Source organism: Pseudomonas benzenivorans (assembly GCF_033547155.1).
Taxonomy (GTDB): Bacteria; Pseudomonadota; Gammaproteobacteria; order Pseudomonadales; family Pseudomonadaceae; genus Aquipseudomonas; species Aquipseudomonas benzenivorans_B.
In genome coordinates this window covers 4,012,473-4,026,668 of the sequence record NZ_CP137892.1, presented here as the reverse complement: position 1 = coordinate 4,026,668, position 14,196 = coordinate 4,012,473, and the positions used below count along the sequence as shown (strand labels likewise).

Below are 14,196 nucleotides of genomic sequence, written 5' to 3'. Positions count from 1 at the left end.
CCGTGCGAGCAGTCGGGAATGACCCGCAACCGACCGTACTTTTGGTCGCCCACACACTCAGAGTCCACCGCAGAGGTTAACCGCTATGCCTGATTACAAGGCCCCCTTGCGTGATATCCGTTTCGTTCGCGATGAGCTGCTCGGCTACGAGGCGCACTATCAGAGCCTGCCTGGCTGCCAAGACGCTACTCCGGACATGGTCGATGCCATCCTCGAAGAGGGCGCCAAGTTCTGTGAGCAGGTGCTGTCTCCGCTGAACCGTGTGGGCGACGTCGAGGGCTGCACCTGGAGCGAGTCCGGCGTTAAGACGCCGACCGGCTTCAAGGAAGCCTACAAGCAGTTCGTCGAAGGCGGCTGGCCGAGCCTGGCCCATGACGTCGACCACGGTGGCCAGGGCCTGCCGGAGTCCCTGGGCCTGGTCATCAGCGAGATGGTCGGTACCGCCAACTGGTCCTGGGGCATGTACCCGGGCCTGTCCCACGGTGCGATGAACACCCTGGATGCCCACGGCACCGACGAGCAGAAGCACACCTACCTGACCAAGCTGGTCTCCGGCGAGTGGACCGGCACCATGTGCCTGACCGAGCCGCACTGCGGCACCGACCTGGGCATGCTGCGCACCAAGGCCGAGCCGCAGGCCGACGGCAGCTACAAGGTTTCCGGCACCAAGATCTTCATCTCCGCCGGTGAACACGACATGGCCGACAACATCGTCCATATCGTCCTGGCCCGCCTGCCCGACGCCCCGGCCGGCACCAAGGGCATCTCGCTGTTCATCGTGCCGAAGTTCCTGCCCAACGCCGAAGGCGGTGTGGGCGAGCGCAATGCGGTCACCTGTGGTTCGATCGAGCACAAGATGGGCATCCACGGCAACGCCACCTGCGTGATGAACTTCGACGGCGCTACCGGCTTCCTGATCGGCCCGGCCAACAAGGGCCTGAACTGCATGTTCACCTTCATGAACACCGCTCGCCTGGGCACCGCGCTGCAAGGCGTGGCCCACGCCGAGATGGCCTTCCAGGGTGGCCTGAAGTACGCCCGCGAGCGCCTGCAGATGCGTTCCCTGACCGGCCCGAAGGCGCCGGACAAGGCCGCCGACCCGATCATCGTCCACCCCGACGTGCGGCGCATGCTGCTGACCATGAAGGCGTTCGCCGAAGGCAACCGCGCCATGGTGTACTTCACCGCCAAGCAGGTCGACATCGTCAAGTACAGCCAGGACGAAGAAGAGAAGAAGCAGGCCGATGCCCTGCTGGCCTTCCTGACCCCGATCGCCAAGGCCTTCATGACCGAGGTGGGCTTCGAGTCCGCCTCCCACGGCATGCAGATCTACGGTGGCCACGGCTTCATCAGCGAGTGGGGCATGGAGCAGAACCTGCGCGACTGCCGCATCTCCATGATGTACGAAGGCACCACCGGCGTGCAGGCCCTCGACCTGCTCGGCCGCAAGATCCTGATGACCCAGGGCGAGGCGCTGAAGGGCTTCACCAAGATCGTGCACAAGTTCTGCCAGGCCAACGAAGGCAACGACTCGGTCAAGGAGTTCGTCGAGCCCCTGGCCAAGCTGAACAAGGAGTGGGGCGAGCTGACCATGAAGGTCGGCATGGCCGCGATGAAGGACCGCGAGGAAGTCGGTGCCGCCTCGGTGGACTACCTGATGTACTCCGGCTACGCCTGCCTGGCCTACTTCTGGGCCGACATGGCGCGCCTGGCCGCCGAGAAGCTGGCGGCCGGCGAAGGCGATGCCGCCTTCTACAAGGCCAAGCTGCAGACCGCGCGCTTCTACTTCCAGCGCATCCTGCCGCGTACCCGTGCCCATGTCGAAACCATGCTGTCCGGTGCCGGCAACCTGATGGACATGAGTGAAGAGGACTTCGCCCTGGGCTACTAAGCCGCGGCGCGAGTTCTGTCGAAAAGCCGCTGCCCTTACCGGCAGCGGCTTTTGCATGTCCGCCGGTTTTGCGACCGGCTGCCGCCCAGGGCGCTCGAAATACCGGCTATGCTGGCTGGTTATTAGGGGCGAAGGCCAAATGCCTGCTTTCGCCATGATCCGAGCGTGCCTGTGGAGCCTGTCTTGTCGCGCTTAGCCGCCGTACGTTTCAGCCACTTCCTGCCGTCGCTGCTGTTGCTCGCCGGTGGCCTGCTGGCGGCCGCGCTGCCGAGCCTGAGCGAGTTCTTCACCTCGCTGTTCAACGTGCTGCCGACCCTGCTGCTGCTGCTCGGCGGCAGTTTCTGCCTGGTCTATGGCCGCCAGCGTGAGCTGTTCCTGCTGCTGGTGCTGTACCTCGGTTATTTCCTCCTGGATGTCCAGCTCGATCATTACCGCGCCGAGGGCCGGGTGCGCGACGATGCGGCGCTGGTCTTCCACCTGTGCAGCCTGTTGCTGCCGCTGCTCTACGGCCTGTACGCGGCGTGGCAGGAGCGCACCCACCTGTTGCAGGATCTGGTCGCCCGCATCGCGGTGCTGCTGGCGGTGGGCGGTGTCGCCCTGGCGCTGGCGCAGCGCTACCCGGAGGCCTTGCTGCACTGGCTGGCGCTGATTCGCTGGCCTTCCTGGCATGGGGAGTGGATGAGCCTGGTGCAGCTCGCCTATCCGCTGTTCCTGCTCGGTTTCGTCCTCCTGCTGGTGCAGTATCTGCGCGCGCCGCGGCCTCTGCATGCGGCGCAGTTGCTGGGGCTGGGCGGTCTGCTGTGGATGCTGCCGAAGATCTTCAGCCTGCCCCATGCCCTCAATGTGATGAGCAGCCAGGTCATGCTGATGCTGGTCGCGGCGGTCGCTCACGAGGCCTATCAGATGGCCTTCCGCGACGAGCTGACCGGCCTGCCGGGGCGCCGCGCCCTGAACGAACGCCTGCAGCGTCTGGGCCGTACCTATGTGATCGCCATGGCGGACGTCGATCACTTCAAGAGATTCAACGACAGCCACGGCCACGATGTCGGCGATCAGGTGTTGCGCCTGGTCGCCAGCCGGCTGCGCAAGGTCGGTGGCGGGGGCAAGGCCTACCGCTACGGTGGCGAGGAGTTCGCCCTGGTGTTTCCCGGCCGAACCCTGGACGAGTGCCTGCCGCACCTGGAGGCGGTGCGCCAGGCGGTGGAGGCCTACCGCCTGCAGCTGCGCGACAAGCAGCAACGACCCAAGGACGACCAGCAGGGGCGTCAGCGTCGTGGCGGTGCCGCGGCCGCCGAGGTGTCGGTGACGGTGAGCATGGGCGTGGCCGAGCGCGATGAGGCATCGCGCACGCCCGAGCAGGTGATCAAGGCCGCCGACCAGGCCCTGTATGCGGCGAAGAGTGCCGGACGCAACCGGGTTTCCCGACACGGCAAGGTCCGTCGCGGTGCCGTGCGGGTAACCCCCAGGCTCGATTGAGCCGGCCGACGCATCGAGCCTGCGGGCGGTGCTGGCCATGGCGGAGTAGGGCCTGGGGGGCGTTGTTGCCGCTGCTGGTGGCCCAGCCGTCGTTGCAACAGGGGCGTTTGCAGCGCCTGTTGCCGGAGTGGATGGCACAGCCGCGACCGATGCGGCGAACCTGCCGGCGCACCTGCGCCACTTCGTCACGCTGCTCAAGGCGCACCTGCAGGGTATTGCGCGCACCGCCGTTTAGCGGTGCAACGCCGGCAGCCTCGCCGGCGTGCAGTGGAGCGCTGGGGCGGTCCTAGTCCCCAGCGCTTCGGCTAGCCGCTTAGGGCTTCTGCTCTATGCCGGCCTGGACCAGGTGGCGGTCATTGTGACCGCCTACGCGCAGCACGCCGAGATTGAACAGCTGGTCCTTCTGGGGGGCGGCATCCTGCTGCTGGGTCAGCTCGTCCTTGATGCCGAACAGCAGGTCCACCGGCGACTTGGACAGGTTGAGGCCGAGGTCGGCGCGGTAGTCCTTGCTGTCGAGGGTGCGGCTGCTGACAGCCGAGCCGCCCAGGTCGACCGTGCCGTTGCCGGCCTTGAGGGTCGCGCCGGTCAGTTGGGTCGCGCCGCCGACCTGCAGGTCGATGCCTTGGCTGGCGCCGATGCCCGAGGCCGAGGTGACGGCGTCCTTGTCGACATGGCTGACGTCCAGGTACAGGGTCGGGGTCAGCGCGGCCGTGTTGCTCTTGTCGCCGAACAGCAGGTTGCCCACCTTGTCCGCCACGGTCTTGCCGGCGCCGGTCTTGTCGTTCACCGCGTAGCTGCCTTCCTTGCTGCTGCCGAGCTTGTCCTTGAGCTGGCCCAAGCCGTCGGCGGCGGCGCTGGCCTTGTCGGCCAGGTAGCCCTTGGCCTGGTCCAGCTTGCTGCCCAGGGCGCCGCGGGGTTCGGGGTTGACGTCGTAGCTGCCGCTGCGCGAGAGCTTGTCGGTCAACTTGTCCTTGGCGATGCCGGCCTGGCTGACCAGGCTGTCCTTGGCCTCACCCAGTTTGCCGGCGACCTTGTCCACGCCGTTCTCCAGCTTGCCGCGCTGCTTGTCGAAGGCGGCCTGGCTCTTCTCCTTGAGCGGGTCGGCCGCAGGGCCGGTGTGCTTGCCGAGCTTCTCCACCAGGCCGGGCTGGTTCTTCTCGCCGGCCAGGCGCAGGTCGATGCCCAGCTTGAGGCGCTGCTCGCTGTCCTTGCGGCTCTCGACGCTCAGGTCGCCGCCGATCCGGCCCTCGACCCGCTCCGCCTCGATGCTCGCACCGGCCAGGCGGGTATCGCCCTGGCTGTTCAGCCACACCCGCTCGGCCTGGATCTGGCTGTTGTGCTGGGTGGTGCTGTCGAGCCGGTCGACATCGATCTTGACCCGGCCGTAGACGCCGTAGTTGTCCTGGTCGGTGTCCTTGCTGGCGCCTTGATTGAGGTAGGTCTTGCCGCCGCTCCCGCCGACGCCTAGGCCCAGCCCCCAGTTGTTCTTGTGCTCGGTGGACTGCGCCGACTCCTGCAGGATGCCGCCCTGGCGGGCCTCCAGCGCGACGCTCTGGGCGTCGATCCGGGTGCCTTGCAGGTGCAGCGCCTGGGCGTCTGCGGCCGCCGCGCTCAGCTCGACCCGACCCTGGCTGTGCAGCGTGCCGCCGCTGGACGTCAGGCTGTTCTCCTGCACCCGGCCGATGGCGAACTGACCGCCGGCGCTGGCGCCGGAGTTGCTGGTTTCGGCGCCCTTGGTCTTGCTCGCGCCGAGACTCAGACCGCCGCCGAGGTTGCTGCCCTCGGCCTTGTGGCTGCCCGTGGCCGCCTGGAAGTCCAGGCTGCCGCCGGCCTTCAGGGTCACGTCAGCCACCGGCTGCTCGGCGCTGCCGATCTGGCTACCTTGTAAGCTCAGGTTGCCGCCGCTGCTGATAACGATGGCGCCGTTACCGGCGAGCGTGGCGACTCGGGCCTGGCTGTCCTGGCTGCTCAGGCGTTGGTCGTTGACCAGGAAGTTGGCCGAACCGTTGCCGCCCTTACCGCCCGAACCCTTGCTCATGCCGACCTGCAGGCTGGCGTCGCCCTTCAGGCTGTGGTTGCTGTTGGTTTGCCGGTCGTTGGCCTGGTTCAGCTCTATGTTGCCGCCAGCCTGCAGCTGTACGCCGCCCTGGCCGCCGTCGAAACGGCTGCCCTCGTAGGCGCCGTCGGTGCCCAGCTGGATCTGGATGCCCTGACTGCCACTGAGGCTGCCGACCACCGCGCGACTGCTGCTGGCGCTGGTCTCGGCGGAACCGCCGATGCCGCTCAGGCGGCCGTTGATGTCCTTGCCGGTGGTGGTGTAGACACGCAGGTTGGCCTTGGCATCGAGGCTCTCGGCACTGGCGCTGCTGCTATCGCTGGCGGCGTTCAGGCGGTGGCTGTCGGCCGTGATCTGCACCTGGCCCTGATCGGCGCGGTACTGGGTGCCTTGGTCCTGCAACTGGCCGGCGACGACCACTTGCACCTGGCCGCCATGGAACTGGCTGACCTGGGCGCTGCTGCTCTGTTGCCGGCTGTTCTTCTCCTGATAACCGCCCTCCAGGTCGAGGCCCAGGTTGGGCTGCTCGAAGGCGTCCAGCAGGCCGGGTTGATAGAAGTTGCGCTGGGCGATGCCCTCCACCGCCTTCTCGATCGGCCGGGCGATGCCCCGGTACTCGACATTGGCGCCGATATCGACGCTCCAGCCCTGCTCCTTGCGGGTGCCGCTCTGGGTGTCGCTGGCCGCCTGGTTGTCCACCTGGCCGGCGCTGACCTGCAGGGCGCCGCTGGCATTGAGTTGCGCGCCCTGGCTGGTCAGGGTGCCCGTGCCGCTGTCGATGGCGAGTGTCCCGGCGGAATTGAGCGTGCTGACCTTGGCCTTGCTGCTGTCGCTCGTGGTGTCGAGGGTCTGCTGCCCGCCTTCCCAGCCGCTGCCGGCACGGTCCAGGCCGCCGGTGTAATAGAAGCCCACGCCGGTGGTGGTCTGGCTGCTGTCGCTGTGGTGGCTGTCCTGGGCCGCGAGCAGCTTGACGTCCTGAGCGGCCAGGCTGGCGCCGCCTGAGCCGGCGTCGAGCTTCGAGCCCTGCAGGGTCAGCTCGGCCTGGCTGGCCAGCGCTACCGTGCCGCCCTTGAGTTCGCTGCCCTGATGGGTTGTGGTGTCGCTGGTGCGGGTTTCCTCGACCTGCTCGTAGCGGATGCCGGCGCGATACTGTCGCGAGCCCTTCTGCGTGTCGGTCGCGGCCTGGGTTTCCTTGGCATAGGCGGAGAAGCCATGGCTGTCGGTGGTGACGCTGGTCTGTTCGGTGTTCTTCGCCGCCAGCACGTCGATGTTGCCCACCGCGTCGAGCTTGAGCTTGTCGGCGGCCTCGACCAGGGCGCCGACCACGGACAGGTCCGAGGCGCTCTTGAGCTGCAGGTTGCTGTCCGAGCGCAGCTCGCTGCGCACCACCGTGCTGCTGGCGACGCGGCTGCGTTGCTCGTCCTTGACCAGGCCGAACAGCTTGCTGTCCTTGTCATGCTGATTGCTCAGGGAGCTGTCCTGCACGCCGTCGATGGTCAGGCTGCCGCGCTGGCTGATCACGCTGGCGTCGGTCTTGCCGCGCACCTGGCTGCCGCTGATGCGCACGTCGTCGGCGGCGATCAGCAGCTTGCCCTGGGCATTGACCTCGCTGCGCTGGTTGAGGGTCTGGGCCTTGTCGCCGCTGCCGTTCTTGCCGAAGAAGCTGCCGCCGACGAGGTCGCCGGAGTAGCGGCTGTTGCTGTTGCTCTGGCTGCGCTTGGCCGTGTCGATCTCGACCTTCTGCTTGCCGCCGAGGATCAGGTCGCCGCCGCTCTGCACCACGGCCCCTTCCAGGCGCAGGTCGGCGCCGCTCTGCACCGCCGCGTCGCCGCCGGCTTTGAGCTGGCTGGCGATGCTGCGCTCGCTACGGGAGCTGTTGTCCCAGTTGGCCTTCCACAGGTGTTTGCGATGGTTGCCACGATCGCGGTGTTCGCTGACCTCGGTGGTCGCGGCGAGCGTCAGGTCGCCGCCGCTGTCGACCTTGAGTTGCTGGCCGGCCGTGACGCTGGCGCCTTGCAGGCGGCTGTCGGCGCCGGCCTGCAGGCTGGCATCGCGACTGGCCTTGATGGTGCTGCCGTGCTGGCGGGAGTCGCGATCGGTGAGGGTCTGCTCAAAGGTCTCGTAGGTGATGCCCCAGAACTTCTTCTTCCAGTTGTTGCGCGACTCGCGTAGCTGCTTGCTCTCCAGGCTGCCCAGGGTCAGGTTGCGCCCGGTGCTGAGTTGCACGTCGCGCCCGCTGACCTCGGTGGCGGCGAGGCCGAGGTCGGTGGCGGCCTTGAGGGTCACGTCGCCCTGGCTGCTGCGTACGTTGGCCATGCGGCCATCGAGGCTGTTGTCCTGGGCCGCCTGGCCGCTGATGGTCAGGCCGCCGGCGGAGGCGATGCTGACGCCGTCGCCGCCGTCGAGCTGGGTCGGGCCGACCTTGACCCCGGCACCCTCGGCGGTGCTGACGATATTGATCCGTCCGGCCTGCATGGCGCCGAACAGGCTGGCGTCGATGCGCTGGCCGTCGGCGGAAGTGGCCGGGGCGCTGGCGTGCACCTGGCCATCGGCGTAGCCGACCTGGTTGCGTCCGGCGATCAGGTTCAGCTCGTCCCGGGCGCGGATCTGTCCCTGGCTGTCGATCTGCGGGGCCAGCAGGTCGAGGCGGCCGCCGTCGTTGCGCAGGCCCTGCGCCTGGACGCTCAGCTTGCCGTTGGCGCGCTGCGTGTTCAGCCCTTGCAGCTGGCCGTCCTGCAGTTCGGGCTTGCCCACCACCAGGCTGGCACGGGGGGCGTTGATAAAGCTGGCGCCGTTGACGCTGATGCCGTTGGGGTTGGCCAGCACATAGTCGGCGGGACGGCCGAAGATCTCCTGGGCGCCGTTGATCTGCGAGGCGTTGCGGCTGATCACCTCGTTGAGAATCACGCTGGCGGCCTGGCTCTGCAGCTGCGGGTTGGCGCCCAGCTGGCCGGCCAGGGCCGACTGGCCACCCTGCAGGGCGTTGTTCAGCACCAGGCCCTGGCGATCGACGTTGTAGTCGAGGAACTGGTTGTGCGACAGCCCCGCACCATTGGGCGCGACGATGTCGATCACCGGTACGCCCTGCTGGTTGTGGATCTGCGGCGTGCCGCCGGGGCCGTTGGCCGCGGTCAGGCCGGCGGCGAAGGCCGCTTGCAGCGGTTGCAGGAGTGCCAGGCTGGCGATGGCCCAGCGCAGTTTGCCTCGCGGGGAGAGCGGGAATGCGGCAGTGTCGTTTCGCATAAACACCTTCAGGTTGTAGAGAGGGATAAGGAGTGCGCGTTGTCGTGGGCCGCAGGCGTCGCGCGTCGACCGGCGGCTCTGTTGGTCGATGGGCTAGAGCGACAGGCTCAGGCGCATCAGCCAGATCTCCGGCTCATGGATGAAGGTTCGCGGGCTGTGCAGGCTGCGTTGGTAGTCCAGATCCAATTGCAGGGCCCGCCAGTTCAGGCTCAGGCCCGTACTGGCGCCGGCCAGCCGCTGGGCTGCGCTGCCGTGGTCGGCCTTGACCCAGCCGCCATCCAGGCCCAGGCGCGGTGTCAGCAGCAGGCCGTGCTCGAGCGGCTGTGGCAGCCGCAGGGTGTTGCGCCAGATCGCCGCGCTGGCGCCGGACGCGGCGTTGCGACGAAAGCCGCGGACCGCCGAGTCGTCGCTGGCGAGGACCTGCTCGATGGCCGGCAGCGGGTCGGGGCTGTACTGCAGCGACAACTGGCTGTGCCACTGCCAGGGCTGGGCGCCGAACAGGCCGTTGCGCCATTGCCCGAGGCCGGCGCGCCACTTGCGAAACTGCGGCCGAGGCAGGTCGTCGAACCGGCGCTCGTCGTCGCGGTCGGCGCCGAACCAGGTCAGGCCCTGGGCGTATCCCAGGTCGACACTCCAGGTGGCGCTGTCCAGCCAGAACAGGCTGATGCCGGCTTCGGCCACGGTCAGGGTCGGGCTCTGGATCTCCAGGCGCTGGTTGAGGAACAGGCTCTCGACGCGCTTGTGCGCCAGCTGCAGGTTGCCGCTCAGCTGATGGCGCTGGCCGCGCCACAGCACGCGGTCCAGGCGTAGGCTGAGCTGGTCGGTGCGGCCCTCGCTGTCGACGGTCCGCTGGCTCAGGCGCACCGGCGCCCAGTACTCGGCTCGGCTGGCGAACAGGGCCAGGCTCCAGTAGCCGTAGGGCACGCCGTAGTAGAGGCTCTGGCTGCGGCTGAAGCGGGCGTCGCCGTTGAGCGTGTCGCTCAGGCTCAGGTTGAGGTAATCGTTGAGCCCCAGCGGACTGTCCAGGCCCAGGCTGAGCGTGGTGCGATCGCGCCCGGTACTGGCGCTGCCGAGGTTGTCCAGGCCCAGCTCCAGGCCCCAGCGTTTCACCAGGGCGCGGGGGCGGATGATGATCCGCGAGCCGCCGGGCAGGCTGCCGGGGGCGATGTCGGCGGTGAGGTCGAAGGCGCGCAGGCGATTGAGCTGGTCCAGGCCCTGTTCCAGGTCGCGCAGGTTCAGCGGCTTGCCGAGCATGCCGGGGAAGGCGCCGCGCAATGACAGGGGCAGGCTCTGGTCGGCCAGTTCGATGGACTCGACGAACCCTTCCTCGATCAGAATGTCTAGCGACTGACCGGCGGCGGGCGGGCTGCTCAGGTAGGGGCGGCTGGCGATGTAGCCGGCTTCGACGTAGAGGCGGGTGATGGTCCCGAGCAGTCGATTGATCTGGTTCACGCCCATGCAGGGGGCGATCAGTGGCCGCAGCTGAGCCTGCAGGATGGCGTTGTCGAGCAGGGTCACGCCGCCGATGCGGGTGCCGCGCAACGGCCAGCACTGGTCGTCCCGGGCAGGCGTGACGGGCTCGACCGTCTCAGCGGCGCTGCCGAACGCTCCGCGTTCGAGCTGGCGCTGACGTTGCTCCAGCTGCAGTTGTTGCAGATCGCGCTGCTGTTGCTGCTGTTGGCGCAGGTTCTCGGTCGTCGGGGCCTGCGGTTGTGCGGCCAGCAGCGGGGCGCCGAGGGACAGACCGAGGCAGGCCGCCAGCAGCACTGGGCGCGAGCGGCAGAGTGGCCGGCAGAGAAATGGCCGCATGCGAACTTCCTTGTCGTGGAGCTTGAGTCACCATGGGACGGGTCGGTCGGATGGTCGCCTGGTATAGACCAAGTGCGCCCCTGACTTAAGTTGAGTCCGGGCAGCGGGTTGCGGGTAATGTGAACGGGGGCAAAGTTGTGTGGGCGCGAGACGGCTCGGTGCGTCGGTGCCGAGAGATGGCCTGGGCGGGGCTGGCGCAGGGAGAGGTGACATGATGGAACTGGTTGTGAATATGTGGTCACCACGTGACCCTATGTATCGCTTTTGTTGCTGGGGTAAACTCCGAGGCCTGATTCAAGCCCGTTGGTTCGTTCGAGGATTGCCCCATGGCTGACTACCAAGCTCCCCTGCGCGACATGCGCTTCGTGCTCAACGAAGTGTTCGAAGTTTCCAAGCTATGGGCCGAGCTGCCGGCCCTGGCCGAAGTGGTGGACGAAGACACCGCCAATGCCATCCTCGAGGAAGCCGGCAAGGTCACCGCCGGGGTGATCGCACCGCTCAACCGTAGCGGCGACGAGGAAGGCTGCAGCTGGGACAACGGTGTGGTGAAGACCCCGGCCGGCTTCCCCGAGGCCTACCAGACCTACGCCGAGGGCGGCTGGGTCGGCGTCGGCGGCGATCCGCGCTTCGGCGGCATGGGCATGCCCAAGGTGATCTCGGCCCAGGTCGAGGAGATGGTCAACTCGGCCAACCTGTCCTTCGGCCTCTACCCGATGCTGACGGCCGGCGCCTGCCTGTCGCTCAACGCCCACGCCAGCGAAGAGCTCAAGGACAAGTACCTGCCGCAGATGTACGCCGGCACCTGGGCGGGTTCCATGTGCCTGACCGAGCCGCACGCCGGCACCGACCTGGGCATCATCCGCACCAAGGCCGAGCCCCAGGCCGACGGCAGCTACAAGATCAGCGGCACCAAGATCTTCATCACCGGCGGCGAGCACGACCTGACCGAGAACATCATCCACCTGGTGCTGGCCAAGCTGCCGGACGCCCCGGCCGGGCCCAAGGGCATCTCGCTGTTCCTGGTGCCCAAGTTCATGGTCAACGCCGACGGCAGCCTGGGCGAGCACAACAGCCTGTCCTGCGGCTCCATCGAGCACAAGATGGGCATCAAGGCCTCGGCCACCTGCGTGATGAACTTCGACGGCGCCACCGGCTGGATAGTCGATGCGCCGAACAAGGGCCTGGCGGCCATGTTCACCATGATGAACTACGAGCGCCTGGGCGTCGGCATCCAGGGCCTGGCCACCGGCGAGCGTTCCTACCAGAGCGCCATCGAGTACGCCCGCGAGCGCATCCAGAGCCGCGCGCCGACCGGCCCCCAGGCCAAGGACAAGGCCGCCGACCCGATCATCGTCCATCCGGACGTACGGCGCATGCTGCTGACCATGAAGGCGCTGAACGAGGGCGGTCGCGCCTTTTCCAGCTACGTGGCCATGCAACTGGACACCGCCAAGTTCAGCGAGGACCCGGCCACGCGCAAGCGCGCCGAGGAGCTGGTGGCGCTGCTGACCCCGGTGGCCAAGGCCTTCCTCACCGACATGGGCCTGGAAACCACCCTCCACGGCCAGCAGGTGTTCGGCGGCCACGGCTTCATCCGCGAGTGGGGCCAGGAGCAGTTGGTGCGCGACTGCCGCATCACCCAGATCTACGAGGGCACCAACGGCATCCAGGCCCTCGATCTGGTCGGGCGCAAGGTGATCGGCAGCGGCGGCGCCTTCTACAAGCACTTCGCCGAAGAGATCAAGGCCTTCACCGACTCGGCCGACAGCAGCCTGGCCGAGTTCACCGAGCCGCTGAAGGCCGTCATCGCCAACCTGGAGCAGGTGACCGCCGAGCTGCTGGAGCGGGCCAAATCCAACCCCAACGAGATCGGCGCCGCCTCGGTCGAATACCTGCACCTGTTCGGCTACACCGCCTACGCCTACATGTGGGCGCTGATGGCGAGAGCCGCCCTGGGCAAGGAAGACCAGGACGACTTCTACGCCAGCAAGCTCGGCACCGCGCGCTTCTACTTCGCCCGCATCCTGCCGCGCATCCACTCGCTCAGCGCCTCGGTCAAGGCCGGCAGCGAGAGCCTGTACCTGCTGGACGCGTCGCAGTTCTAAGCGGTCTTCGGCAACACGAAAGCCCCGGCCCCGTGCCGGGGCTTTTTTGTTTTCCAGGCTCAGCGCCCGACGCGCCGTCGGCGAAGCTCGTTTAATCATCCCCCCTGAGACTAAAAAACCTATAGCCACTGTCTTCTGCCCCGCAGGCCCCGGGCTTGCCGGGCGGGCAGCTTTTTCCTCGCCAGCGACGACAAAAATCATAATTTCGCGAATCCCTGAGCCTGACCAGAATGCGGCCAACACCCACAGACAGCCGCAACCGATCAGGATCAGAGGAAGCAAGCCATGACCGATCTCAACCAAGCCTGGCCGCCGTGCGCCGGCCAGGCCCTGGAAACCCTGGAAATCGACACCCTGGTGGTCGGCGCCGGCCAGGCCGGCGTGGCCATGAGCGAGCACCTCAGTGCGCTCGGCGTGCCCCATCTGGTGCTGGAGAGGAAACGCATCGCCGAGGCCTGGCGCACCGGGCGCTGGGACTCGCTGGTGGCCAACGGCCCGGCCTGGCACGACCGCTTCCCGGGGCTGGAGTTCGACGATCTCGACCCCGATGCCTTCGCCTCCAAGGAGCGCGTGGCGGCCTATTTCGAGGCCTATGCCGAGAAGTTCGCCGCGCCCATCCGCACCGGCGTCGAGGTGAGGAGGGTGGTGCGCAATGCCGATCGCCCGGGTTTCACCATCGAGACCTCCCAGGGCGTGATCCGCGCCCAGCGGGTGGTCGCCGCCACCGGCCCCTTCCAGCGCCCGGTTATTCCGGCCATCGCACCCCGGGACGAGGGGCTGTACCAGATCCACTCCGCCGCCTACTTCAACCCGCAGCAACTGCCCGAGGGCGCGGTGCTGGTGGTCGGGGCCGGCTCCTCGGGCGTGCAGATCGCCGACGAGCTGATGCGGGCCGGACGCCGGGTCTATCTCTCGGTCGGCCCCCACGACCGCCCGCCGCGCACCTACCGGGGCCGCGATTTCTGCTGGTGGCTGGGCGTGCTCGGCCTGTGGGACGCCGAGGAAGTGCAGCCGGGCCGCGAGCACGTGACCATCGCCGTCAGCGGCGCCCGCGGCGGCGAGACCATCGACTTCCGCCGCCTGGCGGGCGAGGGCATGACCCTGGTCGGCCTGACCCAGTCCTTCGAGGGCGGCGTGGTGACCTTCCGCGACGACCTGGTCGGCAACCTGGCCGCGGGCGACGCGAACTACCTGGCCCTGCTGGATGCGGCCGACGCCTATGTCGCCCGCAACGGCCTGGACCTGCCGGAGGAGCCGGAGGCGCGCCGCCGCTACCCGGATGCCGAATGCGTGCGCCATCCGATTCGCCAGTTGCACCTGGCCGAGGCCGGCATCCGCTCGATCATCTGGGCCACCGGCTATGCCGTGGACTTCGGCTGGCTGCAGGTCGACGCCTTCGACGCCCAGGGCAAGCCCCAGCACCAGCGCGGCGTGTCCCGCGAGCCGGGGGTGTACTTCCTCGGTCTACCCTGGTTGTCGCGCCGCGGTTCCTCGTTCATCTGGGGCGTGTGGCACGACGCCAAGCACATCGCCGGGCATATCGCCACGCAGCGCAGCTACCTCGCCTACCGCGATGCCGAGCAGCGCCAGAACGCCTGACTCCACCCACAGATTGA

The 14,196-nt window shown here is 67.9% G+C and carries 6 protein-coding genes; 4 read left to right on the top strand and 2 right to left on the bottom strand.

The window, feature by feature from the left end:
• The first annotated feature begins 85 nt into the window (after positions 1 to 85).
• Both SBP02_RS18670 and SBP02_RS18665 read left to right on the top strand, forming a co-directional pair.
• Positions 86 to 1,891, top strand: coding sequence for a phenylacyl-CoA dehydrogenase (locus SBP02_RS18670; protein WP_318643892.1), 1,806 nt, complete (start codon positions 86 to 88; stop codon positions 1,889 to 1,891).
• 183 nt (positions 1,892 to 2,074) lie between these two features.
• Complete coding sequence (locus SBP02_RS18665) at positions 2,075 to 3,367, top strand: GGDEF domain-containing protein (protein WP_318643891.1); 1,293 nt, start codon at positions 2,075 to 2,077, stop codon at positions 3,365 to 3,367.
• A 313-nt stretch (positions 3,368 to 3,680) separates the two neighbouring features.
• Here the strand turns inward: SBP02_RS18665 and SBP02_RS18660 are convergent, their stop codons facing one another.
• Positions 3,681 to 8,666 (bottom strand): hemagglutinin repeat-containing protein, encoded by a 4,986-nt coding sequence (locus SBP02_RS18660; RefSeq protein ID WP_318643890.1) that lies wholly within the window; start codon positions 8,664 to 8,666, stop codon positions 3,681 to 3,683.
• Positions 8,667 to 8,759: 93 nt separating this feature from the next.
• Complete coding sequence (locus tag SBP02_RS18655; RefSeq protein WP_318643889.1) at positions 8,760 to 10,475, bottom strand: ShlB/FhaC/HecB family hemolysin secretion/activation protein; 1,716 nt, start codon at positions 10,473 to 10,475, stop codon at positions 8,760 to 8,762.
• A gap of 326 nt (positions 10,476 to 10,801) precedes the next feature.
• Between SBP02_RS18655 and SBP02_RS18650 the strand changes: the two genes are divergently transcribed.
• Together SBP02_RS18650 and SBP02_RS18645 are read left to right on the top strand one after the other, a co-directional pair.
• Positions 10,802 to 12,580, top strand: a complete 1,779-nt coding sequence (locus tag SBP02_RS18650) for an acyl-CoA dehydrogenase C-terminal domain-containing protein (protein WP_318643888.1) — start codon at positions 10,802 to 10,804, stop codon at positions 12,578 to 12,580.
• Positions 12,581 to 12,865: 285 nt separating this feature from the next.
• Positions 12,866 to 14,179, top strand: coding sequence for a flavin-containing monooxygenase (locus tag SBP02_RS18645; RefSeq protein ID WP_318643887.1), 1,314 nt, complete (start codon positions 12,866 to 12,868; stop codon positions 14,177 to 14,179).
• The last annotated feature ends 17 nt before the right edge of the window (positions 14,180 to 14,196 follow it).